Source organism: Faunimonas sp. B44 (assembly GCF_052655945.1).
The window spans coordinates 1-17,508 of sequence record NZ_JBQYEX010000023.1 but is presented as its reverse complement, the minus strand read 5'-3'; the positions used below and the strand labels follow the sequence as shown (position 1 = coordinate 17,508).

Sequence of the window (17,508 nt, the reverse complement as noted above, 5' to 3'; positions counted from 1 at the left end):
TCCGGCGAGAAGATCCGGGACCGCTGCCTTGTCGGAGGCTTGGCCGGGCGTCACGAGGAGGCGGACGGGCTAGGCGGTCGGGCGCGTCATTGCGAAGAGGCTGTCGACGACGGCGTAGTCCATGTATCCGCAGCGCGCGATCGCCCGCGCGGCGGCGGCATCGAAGCGGCCGTCCCGGATGAAACGGTCGTCGATGTGGATGCCGACGACTTCCCCGAACACCACCGTCGCCTCCATCGGCCTGCCCTCGACGTCCGACAGCGCGACCGTCCTGAGCAGCCGGCACTCCAGGGCGGCGGCGATGCCGGCCACGCGCGGCGGCCGGACGAGCCGGCTCGCCTCCGTCGCGAGCCCGGCCCGCGCGAACTCGCTCTCTCCGCCCGGCAGGGGAGCCGACGTCTCGTTCATCGCCTCCCGCAGGTCCCAGGTCGCGAGATTGCAGACGAACTCGCCGCTCGCCTCGACATTGCGGAGGCTGTCCTTGCGGCTCTCCGAGGAGAACATGACGACCGGCGGGCGGCTGGCGACGGCATTGAAGAAGCTGTAGGGGGCGAGGTTCGGACGGCCTTCCGCATCGACGGTGGAGATCCAGCCGATCGGCCGCGGCGCGACGATGGCCTTGAACGGGTCGTGCGGGAGGCCGTGGTCGCGCTTGCGCGGCTCGTAGAACATCAGGCGGTCTCTGCGCCCCAATGGGTGGTGATCGCATCGAGGTCGGGCCGATCGCGCTCCGACGGCGGCACGGTCGGCGTGCCGATGTGAATGAAGCCCGCGATCCGCTCACCTTCGCCGAGGCCGAAGAGCCGGGCCGCATCGGGATCGTAGGCGTACCAGCCGGAGAGCCATTGGCCGGAAAAGCCGTAGGCATGCGCGGCGTGGACGAGGTTCAGGCAGACCGCGCCCGCCGACAATTGCTGCTCCCAGACCGGGATCTTCGGATGCTCGCCCGCCCGGGACACGACCGCCACGACGACGGGGGCCGCGCCGAAGGTCTTCGCCTTCTCGACCCGTGCCGCCGCCTCGCGGGGATCGGGAAAGCGCCCGGCGATCGCCTGCAGCTCTCCGACCAGCCGGCTGCGGCTCGACCTGTCGAACACGATGAAACGCCACGGCACCAGCTTGCCGTGATCGGGCACGCGCGCGGCGATGGCGAGGATTCCCCGGAGCGCTTCGGCGTCGGGACCCGGCTCCCCGAGCTGCGGCGCCGGGATGGTCCGGCGCGACCCGAGATAGCCGGCTAGTTCCGCGTTCACCGCCGACATCTGCACTCCAGTCTTGAATTCGCCACGCTGGGCGGATTACCACGGCACAGCAAAAAAGCGAACGTCATGCGTCCCCTGGCCATCCTCACCGTCCTCATGATCGCCGTCGGATCAGCCGGGCCGGCGTGGGCGCAGGACAGCTTCACGAAAGACCCCCTCCCGTTCCTCGGAAATCCGGAGGGGTTCACCCTGCCCGCTCCGGCACCGGGCCTCGCGCCGGTGCCTTATGCGCCCCCCGCCAGCGCCCACGATCCCACCGACGCGCTCGGGACCGAACTCCTGCTCGAGGCGCGCGCGACCGAGTCCGGGCCGCCGATCGCCGAAGGCGTCATCTGGCGCGTGTTCGGCGAGCGCCCCGGCAGCGATGGAGAACTGCCGCTGGTCGCGACCGCCCGCGGCGGCACCACCTCGATCCAGCTCGAGCCCGGCGCCTACCTCGTCCACGCAGGTTTCGGCCGCGCCGGCGCAACGAAGCGCGTGACGGTCGGCAAGGAGCCGATGCTGGAGACGATGATCCTCGACGCCGGCGGCCTCCGCCTCAGCGCGGTCACGGGGGACGACCGCCGAATCGCGCCGGAGCGGCTGACCTTCGAGATCTCCCGCGACGACGAGCAGGGCGAGCGGGTTCTCATCGTGCCGAACGCGAAGCCGGACAGGGTGCTGCGCCTGCAGGCCGGCACCTACCACGTGGTCAGCCGCTACGGCCAGGTGAACGCCGTCGTCCGGGCCGACATCGAAGTCGCGGCCGGCAAGCTCACCGACATGATGATCCGCCATGCCGGCGCACAGGCGACGCTCAAGCTGGTGGCGGAGGAAGGCGGCGAGGCGCTCGCCAACACCGGCTGGGCGGTCCTCACCAAGGACGGCGACACGCTCCAGGAGAGCGTCGGCGCGTTTCCGCAGATCATCCTCGCGGAAGGGGAATACACCGCGGTCGCGCGTCACAAGGGCCGGATGTACAGCCGCGAGTTCCGCATCGACGCCGGGGTCGACCGGGACGTCGAGGTCCGCCTCATCGACATCGTCGCAATCGACTGAGCCGCCCGCGGGCCGGCGCGCCTATTCCTTCATGTCCGGCGGCAACGCCTCGCCGACGAGCGCGGCGACCGCGTCGTCCAAAGCGGCGCTCGCCTGATCCTTAGAGCCGAGGCGCCGGATCGAGACCGTCCGCTCCTCCGCCTCGCGCCGCCCGACGACCAGCATGACGGGCACCTTCGCCACCGAGTGCTCGCGAACCTTGTAGTTGATCTTCTCGTTGCGGAGGTCGGCCTCCGCCCGCAGCCCCGCGGCGGTGAGGCGGCCGAGAATCTCGCGCGCGTAGGGATCCGCGTCGGAGGTGATGGTCGCGACGACGACCTGGACCGGCGCGAGCCAGAGCGGCAGCCGTCCGGCCGAATCCTCGACCATGATCCCGATGAAGCGCTCGAACGACCCGAGGATCGCCCGGTGCAGCATGACCGGCCGGTGCTTCTGGCCATCCTCGGCGACATAGGCCGCGTCGAGCCGCTCGGGCAGGACGAAATCGACCTGCAGGGTGCCGCACTGCCAGTCGCGCCCGATCGCGTCGGTCAGCACGAATTCGAGCTTCGGGCCGTAGAAGGCCCCCTCGCCCGGGTTGAGCTCGACCTCGTAGCCGGCGGCCCGGGTCGCTTCCATCAGCGCGGCTTCCGCCTGGTCCCACACCTCGTCGGAGCCGGCGCGCTTCTCGGGCCGGTCGGAGAACTTGATCCGGAACTTCGTGAAGCCGAGATCGGCGTAGACCGAGGACAGCAGCGCGCAGAAGGCGACCGTCTCCGCGGTGATCTGGTCCTCGCGGCAGAAGATGTGCGCGTCGTCCTGGGTGAAGCCGCGCACGCGCATGATGCCGTGCAGGGCGCCCGACGGCTCGTAGCGATGGCACGAGCCGAACTCGGCGAGCCGCAGCGGCAAATCGCGGTAGGACTTGATCCCCTGGTTGAAGATCTGGACGTGGCCCGGGCAGTTCATCGGCTTCAGCGCCGCGACCGCCTTGTCCTCGCGCCCCTCTTCCTCGACCTCGGCGATGAACATCGCCTCGCGGAACTTCTCCCAATGGCCGGACGCCTCCCAGAGCTTCCGGTCGATGAGCTGCGGGGTCTTCACCTCCTGGTACCCGGCCGCGTCGAGCCGCCGGCGCATATAGGCCTCGACGGCCCGCCAGATCGCCCAGCCCTTGGGGTGCCAGAACACCATGCCGGGCGCCTCTTCCTGCAGGTGGAAGAGGTCCATCTCGCGCCCGAGCCGGCGATGGTCGCGCCGCTCCGCCTCCTCCAGCATGGTGAGGTAGGCGTCGAGCTCCTTGCGGTCGCGCCAGGCGGTCCCGTAGATGCGCTGGAGCTGCGGCCCGCGCGAATCGCCGCGCCAATAGGCGCCGGCGAGCTTCATCAGCTTGAAGGCGTCGCCGACCCGGCCGGTCGACGGCATGTGCGGCCCGCGGCAGAGGTCGAACCATTCGCCCTGGCGGTAGATCTTGACGTCGTCGCCCTCGGGGATGGCGTCGACGAGCTGCACCTTGAAGCGCTCGCCCTTGTCCTCGAACACGGCCTTGGCGCGCTCGCGGTCCCACACCTCCCTGGTGAAGGGGGCGTCGCGGGCGACGATCTCGCGCATCTTCGCCTCGATCGCCGCGAAATCGTCGGTGGAGAACGGCTCGTTGCGGAAGAAATCGTAGTAGAAGCCGTTCTCGATCACCGGCCCGATGGTGACCTGGGTGCCCGGGAAGAGCTCCTGCACCGCCTCGGCGAGCACATGGGCGCAATCGTGCCGGATGAGCTCCAGCGCGTCCTTGTCGTCGCGGGTGACGATCTCGATGCGCGCGTCGCGGCGAATCGGGTCGGAGAGATCGGCGAGCGCGCCGTCGATCTTGACCGCGACCGCCTTCTTGGCGAGCGACCTGGAGATGCCGCCGGCGATGTCCGCGCCCGAGACCCCCGAATCGAACTCGCGCTGCGCGCCATCGGGAAAGGTGATTGTGACCAAGATCGGCTCCGGCGGGTGTCAGGCGCGAGTTAGGATGGCGGCCGCGCGGCTGCAAGCGTTCGGCGGCTTCGCCCGCGCGGCCGCGCACTGGTTACAGTATGGCCGCCGGGGAAACAACGAAGCGGTGAGCCCGGCCCTCCGATCGCGGCAGCTTTGTGTCACCCGGCTGCAACAAGCGGCGCGGCGCTGAATTGGCCGCAGGGGGAGGACGAGGAATGTATTTGCGCCGGCGCGCCGGCCGGCTATCACTCTGTCCGGCCTTCGGGCCAGCTTTCGGGGTCGCCGCTTCGCCGCCGGCCCGCAGACCGGCCGGGGTCGCCGGTGTTTCGGGGGAATACGCATGAAGAGGCTCCGTCGCCTGCTCCTCGCCGCCAGCAGCCTGGCCCTTCTGGGAGGCACGGCCGCGGCCGCGGACTTCTACGGCCAGCCGGACATGGTCGCCGCCGCCGACCGGCTCGCCTGCTATGTCGGCGCCTTCGGCGAAGGCATCGTCAGCCACCCCGAAGCCTACTTCAACAACGTGTTCGGCGACTACGACATGTTCGGCGGCCGCATCGGCGGCACGGTCGGCTGCGACTACGTCTTTGCCAGCGGCTGGTTCGTCGGCGCGGAAGGCACGGCCGCCTATGGCTGGCTCGACGGCAATCTCGGCAACACGATGAAGGGCGAGCTGCCGTTCGAGGGCACCGTCCGCGCCCGCATCGGCGCGATGATGAGCCCCGAGGTCGCGGCCTACATCGCCGGCGGCTTCGCCGCGGCCGACTGGAAGCTGACGAACGACGTCGGCCGCAGCCAGTCGATGTGGATCGTGGGCGGCCAGGCGGCCGTCGGCCTCGAGTACCATTTCTCCGCGAACGTGCGCGCGCGCCTCGAATACGCCTACAGCTATTACGGGCGCGAGAACTCGACCTTCGGCGCCGGCATTCCGCTGATCAAGACCGAAGTGTCCTCGCACGCGCTCCGCCTCGGCCTGCTCTACGGCTTCTAGCGCTCGCCGCCCCGCCAGCTGCCGTACCGCCACGGCAGGTACCAGCGCGCGCGCTCCGGCAGCGCGGCCGGCACCGGGTCGAAGCCGTGCGAGCCGAGCGGCCGGCAGCGGGAGAGCCGCGCGAGCCCCATCCAGCCGCCCGCCCAGAGCCCATGCCGGGCGATCGCGTCTTCGGTATATTCCGAGCAGGTCGGGAGATGGCGGCAGGTGCGCCCGGCGACCGACGACAGCGTCAGGCGGTAGAGGCGGATCAGGCCGCGCGCCGCGAGCGCCGGGAAACCGAGGGGCGAGAGGGACATTATCCGTGCACTCCGGAACGGGGGCGCCCATGACCGATCCGCTCGCCGCACTGACGATGGCCGTCGGCTTCGCCGCGCAGCGGCACGGGATGCAGTCCCGCAAGGGCGGCCGCGGCCTGCCCTATTTCACGCATCTCGCCGAGGTCGCCGGCTCCGTCGCGAAGGCCGGCGGCGATGCGATCGCCGCCACCGGGGCCTCCGGGCTCGCGCTGCTGCAGGCCGCCTACCTGCACGACGTCGTGGAGGACGGCCACGCCACGGAGGCGGAAATTGCCGGCCTGTTCGGCCCGGACGTGGCGGCGCTGGTTGCGGAGCTGACCGACCCGCCCGGCCTGCCGGACGACGAGAGGAAGCAAAGGCAGGTGGACCATGTCGCCCAGATGAGCCGTGCGGCGCGGCTGATCAAGCTCGCCGACAAGACCAGCAATTTGCGCGAGATGGCGGACGATCCGCCGGCGGACTGGCCGCCGGAGAAGCGGCGCGCCTATGTCGACTGGGGCGTCGCGGTGGTGGACGCCGGCTGCCGCGGCATCGCGCCGGCGCTGGAGGCCGAATTCGACGGCGCGGTCGCCGATGCGCGCCGGCGCGCGTCCGCCTAGGCTGCCGATCGCCGCTTCCTCTCGGCCTGCTCGACCGCTTCGACGACGGCGTCAAAGGTGAGGAGCGTGGAGGCGTGCCGAGCCTTGTAGTCGCGCACCGGCTCCAGGTATTTCAGATCCTCGAAGCGGCCGGACGGCGGCGGGCCGCCCTCCTTGAGCATCCGGATCATGGCGGCGCGGACCTCCCGCAGTTCCTCGAGGGTGGCACCGATGACGTTGCGCGCCATCACGGAGGACGAGGCCTGGCCGAGGGCGCAGGCCTTCACCTCGTGCGCGAAATCGGAGACGCGGCCGTCCTCGAGCTTCACGTCGACGGTGACGGTCGAGCCGCACAGGCGCGAATGGGCCCGGGCGCTGCCGTCCGGATGGGCGAGCCTCCCGATCCGGGGTATGTTGCCGGCGAGCTCGAGGATCTTCGTGTTGTAGATGTCGTCGAGCATGGCAGAGGCTCCGGCGGCGGTCCCGTGTTGGGTGTTCGGGCGCCGCGCTTATATAATGTCAGCGGGGCCGGCGGTGCTACCGGCGGGTTTCAGTCGCGGCCGAAGGAGTTCGGAATGGGTACCGTCATCAACACGCTGTCGGCGGAACGGGGTGCGCAGGCCGCCCCCCGCCCCTCGCGCGAGGAAGCCGAAGCCGCGGTCCGCACGCTGATCGCCTGGGCCGGCGACGATCCCCGCCGCGAGGGCCTGCTCGATACGCCGCGACGGGTCGCGCGCGCCTTCGAGGAACTCTATTCCGGCTACGGCCACGACCCGCAGGAGGTGCTCGCGCGCACCTTCGCCGATGTCGGAGGGTACCAGGACATGGTGCTCGTCCGCGACATCCCGTTCACGTCGCATTGCGAGCACCACATGGTGCCGTTCATGGGCACGGCGCACATCGCGTACTACCCGATCGACGGCGTGGTGGGGCTGTCCAAGCTGGCGCGGCTCGTCGACATCTATGCCCGGCGCCTGCAGACGCAGGAGACGCTGACGGCCCAGATCGCCGACGCGCTGGAAGCCTATCTCGGCTCGCGCGGCGTCGCCGTCATGATCGAGGCGGAGCACCTCTGCATGTCGATCCGGGGCGTGCAGAAGGCCGGCGCGTCCACCATGACCTCCCGCTTCACCGGCGTGTTCCGCGAGGATGCCGCGGAACGCGAGAAGTTCCTGAACCTCGTCCGGCCGACTTTCCGCTGACGCCCGACCGATGAGCTCGCCCGCACGCGACGCCGAGACGATCGAGGAGACCACGCGCTTCCGGCCCCGCTTCGACGCGAACGGGCTCCTGCCCGCGATCGTCGTCGAGCGCGCGAGCGGAGCAGTCGTGATGATGGCCTGGATGAACGAACAGGCGCTGGCGGCGACGCTCGAGACGGGCTTCGCCCATTACTGGAGCCGGTCGCGGCAGGCGCTCTGGAAGAAGGGCGAAACCTCGGGCGCGCTTCAGACGGTGGTCGAGGTCCGGACGGACTGCGACCAGGATGCGCTCGTGCTGACGGTCGAGATCGCCCGGCCGGAGGACACCTGCCACACCGGCCGGCCGACCTGCTTCTACCGGACGGTGCCGCTCGGGCCCGGGCCGCTCGACCGGACCCTCCTGTTCGAGGACTGAGCCCGGCTGCGCCGCGTGCCGGCGCCTTCAGGCGGTGGCGATGTACTCGCGGATCTGCTCCGATTCCCGCTCGATCTCCTCGATCCGCCGCTTCACGACGTCGCCGATCGAGATCAGGCCGACGAGCCGGCCGTCCTCCAGCACCGGCATGTGCCGGAACCGCCCGCTCGTCATGACCTGCATCAGGTGATCGATGCCGTCGCCCGGGCGGCACGTGACCACGTTCTCGGTCATGCAGGCCTGCGCCGTCTTCCGGAGCCCCTCCTCGCCGTGGGCCGCGAGCGCGCGAACGATGTCGCGCTCCGAGAGGATGCCGCGGATGCCCTTGCCCTGCATGATCAGGACGGCGCCGATGTTCTTCTCCCGCAAGAGGCGTGCCACGTCCAGCAAGGTCATGTCCGGACGGGCGGTCACGACCTCGCCGCCCTTCTCCTTGAGGATCTGGGACACGATCATTTGCACCTCCTGCTTCTTCCGCTCAGGCTCACCGGAGGGGGAGTGTAGCAGTTTGTCGCAGGCGTTCTACCCGGGCAGGCGACGAACCGGGTCGAGCAGCGGGAAAAGCGCCAGCCCGGCGACGAAGCCGCCGATATGCGCCTGCCAGGCGATGGCGCCCTCCACCCCCGGAATGAGCGACGACTGCACGCCGAAGAGAAGGTTCACGCCGAACCAGACGAGCACGAAGAATGCCGCCCTGGCATTGGCGAGGAGCGCCAGGAGCGGCGGGGCGGGAACGAAATAGGCCGACGGCCTCGCCCCGCCCCCGCCGAGGGGGGCGCCCGGCTCGAAGGCGAAGCGCGCCGTCGCCGCCGTCATTCCCGACACGGCCGCCGAGGCGCCGATCATCGGCACGGCATCGCCCGGATAGACGAGGTAGTGGGCGACCGAGCCGGCAACGGCGGATACTGCCGCGAGGAGCAGAAAGCGAGCCGTTCCGAACCGGCGCGCGACCGGCGTCCCGAAGCTCGCCGCCCAGAACAGGTTCACGAGCAGGTGGATGCTGTCGCCGTGAAGGAACGCGTAGGTGAGCGGGCTCCAGAACAGCGCCGGGACGCCCCCCGGCCATTCGGATGGCGCCGAATAGCGGGCCGGCACGAATGCGAACTCCGCGATGATCCAGATATCGGTGTCGGGCCCGACCAGCTGCCGGGCGACATGAACGAGGATCATGGCGCCGCAGAGCAGCAGGAGCGAGCGCGGAAGGTTGAGGATGGGCTCTCGTCCGGACATGCGGCCTGTGTGCCCGCGCAGGCCGGCCGGAGCAAGCCGAAGATGAAACGAGAAAGGCCGCCGGCTCCCGCCGGCGGCTCTCGACGCTCCCCGTCCCTCACCTGTCCCGGCAATTCCCGGACGAGTTTCTTCAACTTGGCCTCAGATACCAAGCGGAACGACGGAACGGCTGCAACACTTACCGCCCGTCAACCTTACCGGATTCCGCACCCCGCCGGCTCCCTGCCGGATGCCGCCATCCCCGGCCCGAGGGCGGAGCAGAGCTCTCCCCGTTCTCTGTCGTCATCGCGGGCCTGACCGCGGAGCACCGTCCCCGCCCCGTTCTCTGTCGTCATCGCCGGACTTGATCCGGCGATCCACTGCGAGCGGCATCGGCGCCCGCTGGATGCCCGGGTCAAGCCCGGGCATGACGACAGTGGAGGCGGCGCGCCAGGGGCAGCCCCACCAGGCAGTCCCGCCGCCCGTCGGCATCGCCGGCCCGACCGCGGAGCGTCGCCCCCGCCCCATTCTCTGTCGTCATCGCCGGACTTGAACCGGCGATCCAGGCAGCCCCCGCGGCACGGCCGCCATGGATGCCCGGGTCAAGCCCGGGCATGACGACAGTGGAAGCCGGCATGGCCACAGTGGAGCGTGCATGACGACAGTGGAGGCGGCGCGCCAGGGGCAGCCCCACCAGGCAGCCCCACCGCCCGTCGTCATCGCCGGCCCGACCGCGGAGCGTCGCCCCCGCCCCATTCTCTGTCGTCATCGCCGGACTTGATCCGGCGATCCAGGCAGCCCCTGCGGCACGGCCGCCCTGGATGCCCGGGTCAAGCCCGGGCATGACGACAGTGGAGGCGGCGCGCCAGGGGCAGCCCCACCAGGCAGCCCCACCGGGCAGCCCCACCGCCCGTCGTCATCGCCGGGCTGAGCACGGAGCACCGCCCCCGCCGGCTCACCGTCGGATGCCGCCACCTTCGGTAGTGGGCCCGCCTCGGCACGCATCCGGCAGAATCCGGAAACGGGACAGGACGAAGCCGGATCCGCCCGTGCCCGGCGCGGCAGACCGCGCCCCGCCGGGCCGCCGGCTCACCTCCGACGGCGGAGTCGCACGACTTCGCCGCCGAACTTTGGTAAACGAAACGCCGACGCACTTACCGGCTGTTAACGCGGCGCGAATAGATTTCCCGTTGCGAAGTGCGGGCCAATACATCGCAGAAGGTGTGAGATGTCGGCGATTGAAGCGCGGCAGATGGATGTCGAGCCGGACGGCGACCGCCGGATGCACCAGCGCGTCAAGATTGCGCTGCTCGGCCGCTGCATGTTCATGGACGGCCGGGAATGCCCCTGCCAGCTCATCGACATCTCGCCCGGCGGCGCGGCGTTCAGGAGCCCGTTCTGCGGCGCGGTGGGCGAGCGGGTGGTGGCTTATATCGACCAGATCGGCCGGCTGGAGGGCGTGATCGTGCGCCTCATCGACGGCGGCTTCGCAATGACGATCAACGCCTCGCCGAGGAAGCGCGACAAGCTCGCCGACATTCTGACTTGGCTCGCCAACCGGCACGTGCTCAATCTGGCCGAGGACCGGCGTCACCTCCGGCGCATTCCGCGCCGGACCGACTGCATGATCGAGCTCCCCGACGGCTCGAAGGTGCCCGTCCGTGTGATCGACATGTCCCTTTCCGGAGCAGCGCTCGCCACCGATCTCCGCCCGGCGCTCGGATCCCGCCTCCGGCTCGGCCGTCTCGGCGGACGCGTCGTGCGCCATTTCGAGGACGGAATCGCCGTCGAATTCATGCGCGCCATGTCCGAGAGCGCCATCGAGCAGACGATCGAGAAAGACTTCTTTTAGATTCTTCTTCTGGTAACAAAGCTCTCCAACCGGGTAACGGACGTCTCCGAAAGCTTTACCGACGCCGTCAACAAACCTTTGCTGCCGATCGGCAGAATCTTCCTTCCCGCTTAGGCCGCCCGAAATCCGGGGCTGGTAGTCTCCTTTGTAATAAAAGGAGGCGAGAATGTTCGGGGGCGTTATCAGGCTGGCTTGCTCGACCGCTCTGGCGGCCGGCATCCTGACGGGGACGGCGGCAGCGATGCCGAAGGAGATGGCGGTCACCGGCCGCGCCACGGCACCGGTCGGCTATTCCGCATTCTGCCGGATGCACCCGGCGCAGTGCCTGGCCTACGGCAAGCCGGTCGACGTCCCCCTCACCACGAGAAGGTGGCAGGAGCTGGTCGCCGTGAACGACCGCGTCAACCGCACGATCATGCCGGTCACCGACCAGGAACTCTATCAGGTCGAGGAGTTCTGGACGTTGCCGCAGAACCAGGGCGACTGCGAGGACTACGTCCTGCTCAAGCGCAAGGAACTCATCGACCGCGGCTGGCCCTCGGGTTCGCTCCTGATCACGGTGGTGTTCGACGAGGTCGGCAGCGGCCACGCCGTCCTCATCGCGCGCACGAGCGCCGGCGATCTCGTGCTCGACAACAAGGTCGATCAGATCAAGCCCTGGTTCGAGACGCCGTACCGTTACGTGAAGCGGCAATCCGCGATCGACCCGAACGCCTGGGTGTCGGTCGGCGATCCGCGCTGGTCGGCTCCGCTCACCGCCACGCCCCGGTCGACCATCCCGTGACCGGCGGGTCAGGCGTGAACGAGCAGGCTCACCACGAAGATGCCGGCACAGGTGCTCCAGATCGCTGAGATCGCGAGGCCGATCAGGAGCAGGAGGCCGGGCAGCTCGCGCGCCCTGAAGCCGGCAACGACCGTGCGCGCGACGATGAACGGCCCGCCGAACATGCTGAGGATGACGGCCATCGCATTGCCGATGAAGGTGGTCCTGCCGACGCGGAACGACGCGACCTCGGACGTCACGAGCTGGTAGAAGGTGGCGACGACGCCGGCGAGCGCGAACCCCATCGCTGCGCAGAAGCCGAAAATCGCGAACTCCGACATCGCCCGCCCCGTGTTAACTTTTCGTTAACTTGGAGCGACATTATAGCCGACTCAGCGATCCGGCAAGAGCGGGCGGTCCGCGCCAAGCGGCGCGGCCTCAGTCCTTCAGGTCGTAATCGAGGATCGCCATCGAGAAGTTGTAAGAGAGGTCGTCGTCCTCGTCGTCGCGGTACAGCAGGCCGACGAATTCCTCCCCGACGAACACCTCTGCCGAATCGTCCTTCCGCGGGCGCGTCTTGATCTGGATGGTATCGTTCTGAAACAAGCGGCGGAAATACTTCTCGATCTTGGCGAGCTCTTCTTTCTTCACTGGATCTCCTCGGTGTGATTAGTCGCGCGGCAGCCCATCTGGCGACGCGGAAGGCGTGAACAGGCGCGAGCGTCAGCCTTCTTCTTGGCCGAGGGCGCTCGCCAGAATGTGATCCATGCTGCGCGCCGGCTGCGCGCAGCCGGCCCGCCCGACGACCTTGGCGGGCACGCCGGCGACCGTGGTGCTGGGCGGGACAGCGGCCAGGACGACGGACCCGGCGGCCACGCGCGAGCAGGCGCCGATCTCGATGTTGCCGAGGATCTTGGCGCCGGCGCCGATCAGGACGCCGCGGCGGATCTTGGGATGCCGGTCGCCGCTCTCCTTGCCGGTGCCGCCGAGGGTCACGTTCTGCAGGATGGAGACGTCGTCCTCGATGACGGCGGTGCTGCCGACCACCACGCCGGTGGCGTGGTCGATGAAGATGCCGCGGCCCATCGGGACGGCCGGGTGGATGTCGACCTGGAACACCTCGGAAGCGCGGCTCTGCAGGTAGAGCGCGAAATCCTCCCGGCCGGCGCGGTAGAGCCAGTTGCTCAGCCGCTGCGTCTGGATCGCGTGGAAGCCCTTGAAATAGAGCGCAGGCTCGATGAACCGCTTGCAGGCCGGATCGCGGTCGTAGACGGCGGCGAGATCGACGCGAAGGGCGACCGCATTGCCCGGTTCCGCCTGGTACATCGTCTCGAAGGCGCGCCGGATGACGCCGCCGTCGAACATCGGATGGTTCAGGCGGCCGGCGATGCGATGGCTGATCGCGTGTTCCAGGCAGCCGTGGCTGAGGATGCTGTCATGGACGAAGGCCGCCATCGACGGGTCGCGGGCGGCGACGTCCTCCGCCTCCTGGCGCAGGGCGTGCCAGAGCGGATCGACCGCCTCCAGCGAGGCGGCATTCGGGAGGGTGGGGTTCATGAGCACCTCCTGCGGCTGACGCGCGCGCGGCTCAGGCGGATATGTATCACAGGCCGGCCATGTGCCAAGGGCGGCGCGCGCAGGGAGCGCGGCCGGCCCCTCCCCTGCCCGGAGATCGCGCGTCAGGGATTGGCCTTCAGGAAGTCGATCACGGCGCGCTTGTGGGCGCGGTCGCCGACCGCCTTCATGTGGTCGCGCCCGGGAATGGCGAAGGCCGCAGCGCCCGGAATGAGCGCGGCGAGCGCATGCGGGTCGCCGGCGATGTCGTCCTCGGTGCCGACGGCGACGAGAACCGGGCGGCCGATGCGGCCGAGCTCCTCCGGCGTGAGCGTCTGGCGCGACGCGGTGATGCAGGCGGCGAGCGCCTCGCGATCGGCGCCGGTCTGGTCCGCGAAGAGGCGGAAGCCGCGGGCCGTCTGATCATCGACATCGGCCGCGGACGGCGCCCGGAGCGCGGCGGCGATGGGCCCCGGCGCGCCGACCCCCTTCACGAGCCCCTCGCCGAGCCCGCTCAGGACGACCGCCCGGACCCGGTCGGGATGGGCGAGCGCCAGGAAGGCGGCGATGCGCGCGCCCATGGAATAGCCGACGACATGGGCGCGGGCGATGCCGAGATGGTCGAGCAGCCGGCGCGCGTCCTCCGCCATGGCCGGTGTGCCGTAGGCGTCCGGATCGTGCGGCTTGCCGCTCTCGCCATGGCCGCGATTGTCGATCGCGACGACGCGGAAGCCTTCCTGCACGAGGTCGCGGACCCAGGAGGTCGCGGCCCAGTTCACCTTGTGGTCGGACGCGAAGCCGTGGATCAGCAGCACCGGACCGCCGGTGCCCTCGTCCAGATATGCGATCGTCACGCCGTCGGAATCGAATGCCTGCAGTGCCATAACGCCTCGGTGTCTCGGCCGCCGACGGCATACACCACCGCGCTGCGTCATCAAGCCCCGAAGGGTGACTGGTCTCGCCGGGGCGTGGTGCTATTGTCCGCCCGCTCCGTCCCTGCTTCGAACGAGATATTGCGCGCATGGCCGACAAGATCATTCCCCATTTCCACAACACCGTGGGCGTCCCGTCGGTCTCGATCGGGGCGCGCGAGTTCATGTGCATCGGCGCGCTGCCGCCCTTCGACCACCCGCACGTGTTCCTCGACATGGGCGACGAGAGCGAGGCGATCTGCCCCTATTGCTCCACGCATTACCGGTACGACCCGGTGCTGCACGCGGACGAGGCCCGGCCGGCCGACTGCCTCTACGCGTCCGGCTAGCCGCCGGGCGCGCGGCGTGCGGACCGCCATTGCCGGCGGCGGCATCGCCGGCCTCACGGCGGCGCTCGCTCTTGCCCGGCACGGCCTCGAAAGCACGGTCTACGAACGCGCAGCGCACGCGCGCGAAGTCGGCGCCGGCATCCAGCTGTCGCCGAACGCGGTGCATGTGCTTCGCGCGCTCGGGCTGGAGCGGCCGGTGCTGGAGCGCGCGAGCGCGCCCGAGGCGATCGAGATCCGCGATAGCGGCGGCCGGCTTCTGGCGCGGATCCCGCTCGGGCGCACCGCCTGCGAGCGCTTCGGCGCGCCCTACCTCGTCATCCACCGCGGCGACCTGCACGAGATCCTGCTCGCGCATGCGGACGGCGGCCCGCTCGTTTCACTGTGGACCGGAACGCCCCTCTCCGAAGTCTCCGCCGGCGGGGACGGCGGGATCGGGTTCCTTGCAGGCGGCGAGCGGCGCGAGGCCGACCTCCTGATCTGCGCCGACGGCGTCCATTCCGCGGCGCGGACCGAGCATTTCGGGCATTCCGGCGCGCTCGCCACCGGCGCGGTCGCATGGCGGGCCACCCTGCCGCGCCGCGACGTCCCGAAGGCGATCGCAATGACGGCAACGGGGCTCTGGCTCGCCGCCGGCCTGCACGTCGTGCACTATCCGGTTCGGGGCGGCGAGGAGCTCAACGTGGTGGCGATCGCCGGCGCCGAGCAAGCGGGCGAGCGGCCGCCGCCCGCCGGAGCCGCGGCGCCGCTCCGCGATCTCCTCGCCGCAATCCCCGACTGGCTGGTGTGGCCGCTGCTGCGCGTCAACGAGGCGCGGGGCTGGACGCGCGGGCGGGCGGTGCTGATCGGCGACGCCGCCCACGCCATGCCGCCGACCGCCGCGCAGGGCGGCGCGCAGGCGATCGAGGACGGCTGGGAGCTGGCCTGCGCGCTCGCCGCTGCGAGGAGCGACCCGGCCGCGGCGCTGACGGCGTGGGAGCGCGCGCGCCGGCCGCGCGTGGAGCGGATCTGCCGCGAGGCGCGCCGCAATCTCGCGCTCTACCGGCTCGGCGGGGCGGCTGCGCTGGCGCGCAACCTCGCCATCGCGGCGCTCCCCGGGCGGCTTCACCTCGCCCGCCTCGACTGGCTCTATTCCCGACGTCCGACAAACACTTAGCTGGTCCGGAACGGAGTACCTCCCGCCGCATTGACCGGCACGTTCCGGGCGATGGAGCCCCGGCGAAGCCACGCGCCTCGCCCGGAGCATCCGAGATGCACAGAGGGAGACGACCGATGATCCGCAAACTGATGGCGAGCAGCGCGCTTGCCGCATTGCTGGCGGCCGGCGGGTTCAGCGCCGCCGCGGCGCAGGGCCAGGGTTCGGCGACCGCGCCGGCCGGGACCGAACAGCCGGCGGCGGCAAACCCGGCCCAGGCTCCGGCAGGCGCCGGAACCTCGGCCGAAGGCGCGGCGGAACGCCCGGCCGCGGGCGCAACGCAGACGCAAGGGTTCTTCGCCGACCATCCGAACCTCGCCTCGCGGATCATCGGGCAGGCGGTCTATTCCGGCCAGGATCCCGATTCCGACCGAATCGGCGACGTGAACGATCTCGTGCTCGACGAGGACGGCAAGGTCACGCAGGCGGTGATCGGCGTCGGCGGCTTCCTCGGCATCGGGGAGAAGGACGTCGCGGTGCCGATCGACGAAGTCGCGGTCGTCGAGCGCGACGGCGAGATGCGCCTCGTCTATGCGTCGACGCGCGACGAGCTGGAGAGCGCCGAGCGCTTCGACCGCCGCGCCTACGATCCGAGGGCGCGCGACGCGCAAGCGGCGCCAGCCGGCGACGCCCGGACGGCCGCCCCGGCGCGGCCGGACGCGCAGGAGCAGGCCCGCGACGCTTCTCAGGCGGCCGCCGACCGGCCCGATGCCGGCGCAGGCGGGCGGCAGCCGGCGGGCGACGCCGCTCCCGGTGCGCAGGAGGCCCCCGCGACCAGCTTCGTGAACTGGGAGAACGAGGGCCAGCTCCGCGCCAGCACCATCATCGGCAGGGAGGTCTACGGCGAGGGCGACGAGAGCATCGGCGAAGTGTCCGACATCGTGCTCCAGGCGGACGGGGGAACGCGCGCCGCGATCGTAGACGTCGGCGGTTTCCTCGGGGCCGGCGAGAAACGGATCGCCGTCCCGTTCGACCAGATCCGCTTCGAGGCGGAGGGCGACGAACCGCGCCTCGCGGTCGCGATGGCGCGCGAGCAGCTCGAGCAGGCCCCGGCCTACGAGGCCGAGCGCGAAGCGGCGGATGCGGACGCGGCCGGCGCAACGCCCGATGCCGCCGGCCGCCCGGCGGCGGCGAACCAGCCGGCCGGCGCCGACGCCCCCGCGAACGCCCCTGCGAGCGCCCCTGCCGCCGACGCCCCTTCGGCCGACGCGACCGCCGCCGGGAACGCGCGGGCCATGGCCGGCGACGGGGCGGATGCGCCGGCCTTCGCAGCGCAGACGGTGAGCGCCGACGAGCTTCTCGGCACGAAGATCACGGGCATCGACGACGAGGACATCGGCGAGGTGGAGGACATCGTCTTCACGCCGCAGGGCGACATCCAGGCCGTGGTCGTCGATGTCGGCGGGTTCCTCGGCATGGGCGAGAAGCCGGTGGCGGTCGCCTACGACACGCTCAGCGTCCGCAAGGCCGAGGACGGCGCGCTCCGCGTGACGATGAACGCGACCGAGGCGCAGCTGAAGGAGGCGCCGGCCTACCAGCAGGCCCGCTGACGCGCCGCGCAACGCGCGAGCCCCACTCACCCGACCCGCCGGCGTCCCCGGCGGGTCGTCGTCCATCATGGTGCGGGCGGCGGGAGTCGAACCCGCACGCCTTGCGGCTCCGGATTTTAAGTCCGGTGCGTCTACCGGTTCCGCCACGCCCGCAGAGGGTTTCCCCCCGCCCTTCTAGGCGGGCGGCGGGGCGCGCACAATCGGCGCCGGCCGGGGCCGGTCCCGGCACGCCGGCGGACAAGCACCGCCCTCGCCCCTCTCTCTGTCGTCATCGCCGGACTTGATCCGGCGATCCACGAGCGCCACCCCCGCGGCACGGCCGCACTGGATGCCCGGGTCAAGCCCGGGCATGACGACAGGGTGACGGGGAGGCGCCGAGCGGCCGC

At 70.6% G+C, this 17,508-nt stretch carries 22 protein-coding genes and 1 tRNA gene; 11 read left to right on the top strand and 12 right to left on the bottom strand.

All coding sequences use genetic code 11. The annotated features are described in order from the left end of the window. Nucleotides 1-69: 69 nt before the first annotated feature. Together ACUN0C_RS19275 and ACUN0C_RS19270 are read right to left on the bottom strand one after the other, a co-directional pair. The gene (locus ACUN0C_RS19275) at nt 70-672 is read right to left on the bottom strand and encodes a flavin reductase family protein (protein ID WP_445468036.1); all 603 of its coding nucleotides are present in this window, start codon (nt 670-672) and stop codon (nt 70-72) included. After that, the gene (locus ACUN0C_RS19270; protein WP_445468035.1) at nt 672-1,262 is read right to left on the bottom strand and encodes a nitroreductase family protein; all 591 of its coding nucleotides are present in this window, start codon (nt 1,260-1,262) and stop codon (nt 672-674) included. The genes ACUN0C_RS19275 and ACUN0C_RS19270 overlap by 1 nt, the downstream gene beginning before the upstream one ends. A gap of 66 nt (nt 1,263-1,328) precedes the next feature. Between ACUN0C_RS19270 and ACUN0C_RS19265 the strand changes: the two genes are divergently transcribed. Further along, nucleotides 1,329-2,300, top strand: coding sequence for a hypothetical protein (locus ACUN0C_RS19265; RefSeq protein WP_445468034.1), 972 nt, complete (start codon nt 1,329-1,331; stop codon nt 2,298-2,300). A 21-nt stretch (nt 2,301-2,321) separates the two neighbouring features. Here ACUN0C_RS19265 and thrS read toward each other — a convergent pair whose 3' ends face one another. Then, complete coding sequence (thrS, locus tag ACUN0C_RS19260; RefSeq protein ID WP_445468033.1) at nt 2,322-4,259, bottom strand: threonine--tRNA ligase; 1,938 nt, start codon at nt 4,257-4,259, stop codon at nt 2,322-2,324. Here thrS and ACUN0C_RS19255 point away from each other — a divergent pair. Next, complete coding sequence (locus ACUN0C_RS19255) at nt 4,252-4,449, top strand: hypothetical protein (RefSeq protein WP_445468032.1); 198 nt, start codon at nt 4,252-4,254, stop codon at nt 4,447-4,449. The two genes, thrS and ACUN0C_RS19255, sit on opposite strands and share 8 nt — an antisense overlap. A gap of 150 nt (nt 4,450-4,599) precedes the next feature. Continuing rightward, the gene (locus ACUN0C_RS19250; protein WP_445468031.1) at nt 4,600-5,247 is read left to right on the top strand and encodes an outer membrane protein; all 648 of its coding nucleotides are present in this window, start codon (nt 4,600-4,602) and stop codon (nt 5,245-5,247) included. On the opposite strand, the gene yidD is transcribed toward ACUN0C_RS19250, so the two are convergent. Then, nucleotides 5,244-5,546, bottom strand: coding sequence for a membrane protein insertion efficiency factor YidD (gene yidD / locus ACUN0C_RS19245; protein WP_445468030.1), 303 nt, complete (start codon nt 5,544-5,546; stop codon nt 5,244-5,246). The two genes, ACUN0C_RS19250 and yidD, sit on opposite strands and share 4 nt — an antisense overlap. A gap of 29 nt (nt 5,547-5,575) precedes the next feature. On the opposite strand from yidD, the gene ACUN0C_RS19240 reads away from it, so the two are divergent. Then, nucleotides 5,576-6,145, top strand: coding sequence for an HD domain-containing protein (locus tag ACUN0C_RS19240; RefSeq protein ID WP_445468029.1), 570 nt, complete (start codon nt 5,576-5,578; stop codon nt 6,143-6,145). On the opposite strand, the gene ACUN0C_RS19235 is transcribed toward ACUN0C_RS19240, so the two are convergent. Continuing rightward, nucleotides 6,142-6,585 carry an iron-sulfur cluster assembly scaffold protein gene (locus ACUN0C_RS19235; protein ID WP_445468028.1) on the bottom strand — a complete coding sequence of 148 codons (444 nt, stop codon included), beginning with the start codon at nt 6,583-6,585 and terminating at the stop codon, nt 6,142-6,144. The genes ACUN0C_RS19240 and ACUN0C_RS19235 overlap by 4 nt on opposite strands. Before the next feature lie 114 nt (nt 6,586-6,699). Between ACUN0C_RS19235 and folE the strand changes: the two genes are divergently transcribed. Both folE and hisI read left to right on the top strand, forming a co-directional pair. After that, nucleotides 6,700-7,326 carry a GTP cyclohydrolase I FolE gene (gene folE / locus ACUN0C_RS19230; RefSeq protein WP_445468027.1) on the top strand — a complete coding sequence of 209 codons (627 nt, stop codon included), beginning with the start codon at nt 6,700-6,702 and terminating at the stop codon, nt 7,324-7,326. Nucleotides 7,327-7,336: 10 nt separating this feature from the next. After that, the gene (gene hisI / locus ACUN0C_RS19225) at nt 7,337-7,741 is read left to right on the top strand and encodes a phosphoribosyl-AMP cyclohydrolase (protein WP_445468026.1); all 405 of its coding nucleotides are present in this window, start codon (nt 7,337-7,339) and stop codon (nt 7,739-7,741) included. A gap of 27 nt (nt 7,742-7,768) precedes the next feature. On the opposite strand, the gene ACUN0C_RS19220 is transcribed toward hisI, so the two are convergent. Beyond that, nucleotides 7,769-8,197 carry a CBS domain-containing protein gene (locus ACUN0C_RS19220; RefSeq protein WP_445468025.1) on the bottom strand — a complete coding sequence of 143 codons (429 nt, stop codon included), beginning with the start codon at nt 8,195-8,197 and terminating at the stop codon, nt 7,769-7,771. Nucleotides 8,198-8,263: 66 nt separating this feature from the next. Then, the gene (locus ACUN0C_RS19215; protein WP_445468024.1) at nt 8,264-8,971 is read right to left on the bottom strand and encodes a rhomboid family intramembrane serine protease; all 708 of its coding nucleotides are present in this window, start codon (nt 8,969-8,971) and stop codon (nt 8,264-8,266) included. Between the two features lie 1,207 nt (nt 8,972-10,178). Between ACUN0C_RS19215 and ACUN0C_RS19210 the strand changes: the two genes are divergently transcribed. Both ACUN0C_RS19210 and ACUN0C_RS19205 read left to right on the top strand, forming a co-directional pair. Then, nucleotides 10,179-10,802: a PilZ domain-containing protein gene (locus ACUN0C_RS19210; RefSeq protein ID WP_445468023.1), complete on the top strand. Its 624-nt coding sequence runs from the start codon at nt 10,179-10,181 to the stop codon at nt 10,800-10,802. 166 nt (nt 10,803-10,968) lie between these two features. Continuing rightward, a complete protein-coding gene (locus ACUN0C_RS19205) occupies nt 10,969-11,586 on the top strand; it encodes a transglutaminase-like cysteine peptidase (protein WP_445468022.1) in 618 nt (205 codons plus the stop codon). 8 nt (nt 11,587-11,594) lie between these two features. Here the strand turns inward: ACUN0C_RS19205 and ACUN0C_RS19200 are convergent, their stop codons facing one another. From ACUN0C_RS19200 to ACUN0C_RS19185, 4 genes are all read right to left on the bottom strand, one after another. Next, nucleotides 11,595-11,906 (bottom strand): DUF6949 family protein, encoded by a 312-nt coding sequence (locus ACUN0C_RS19200; protein WP_445468021.1) that lies wholly within the window; start codon nt 11,904-11,906, stop codon nt 11,595-11,597. A 97-nt stretch (nt 11,907-12,003) separates the two neighbouring features. After that, nucleotides 12,004-12,216: a DUF3126 family protein gene (locus ACUN0C_RS19195; protein WP_445468020.1), complete on the bottom strand. Its 213-nt coding sequence runs from the start codon at nt 12,214-12,216 to the stop codon at nt 12,004-12,006. Nucleotides 12,217-12,288: 72 nt separating this feature from the next. After that, nucleotides 12,289-13,122, bottom strand: coding sequence for a serine O-acetyltransferase (cysE, locus tag ACUN0C_RS19190; RefSeq protein ID WP_445468019.1), 834 nt, complete (start codon nt 13,120-13,122; stop codon nt 12,289-12,291). 122 nt (nt 13,123-13,244) lie between these two features. Continuing rightward, nucleotides 13,245-14,003 carry an alpha/beta fold hydrolase gene (locus tag ACUN0C_RS19185; RefSeq protein WP_445468018.1) on the bottom strand — a complete coding sequence of 253 codons (759 nt, stop codon included), beginning with the start codon at nt 14,001-14,003 and terminating at the stop codon, nt 13,245-13,247. A gap of 137 nt (nt 14,004-14,140) precedes the next feature. Between ACUN0C_RS19185 and ACUN0C_RS19180 the strand changes: the two genes are divergently transcribed. From ACUN0C_RS19180 to ACUN0C_RS19170, 3 genes are all read left to right on the top strand, one after another. Next, nucleotides 14,141-14,380 carry a zinc-finger domain-containing protein gene (locus tag ACUN0C_RS19180; RefSeq protein ID WP_445468017.1) on the top strand — a complete coding sequence of 80 codons (240 nt, stop codon included), beginning with the start codon at nt 14,141-14,143 and terminating at the stop codon, nt 14,378-14,380. A gap of 16 nt (nt 14,381-14,396) precedes the next feature. Next, nucleotides 14,397-15,533, top strand: a complete 1,137-nt coding sequence (locus tag ACUN0C_RS19175; protein ID WP_445468016.1) for an FAD-dependent monooxygenase — start codon at nt 14,397-14,399, stop codon at nt 15,531-15,533. Nucleotides 15,534-15,649: 116 nt separating this feature from the next. Beyond that, a complete protein-coding gene (locus tag ACUN0C_RS19170) occupies nt 15,650-17,122 on the top strand; it encodes a PRC-barrel domain-containing protein (protein ID WP_445468015.1) in 1,473 nt (490 codons plus the stop codon). Between the two features lie 68 nt (nt 17,123-17,190). Here ACUN0C_RS19170 and ACUN0C_RS19165 read toward each other — a convergent pair. Continuing rightward, nucleotides 17,191-17,275 (bottom strand) — tRNA-Leu (locus ACUN0C_RS19165). Nucleotides 17,276-17,508 lie beyond the last annotated feature (233 nt).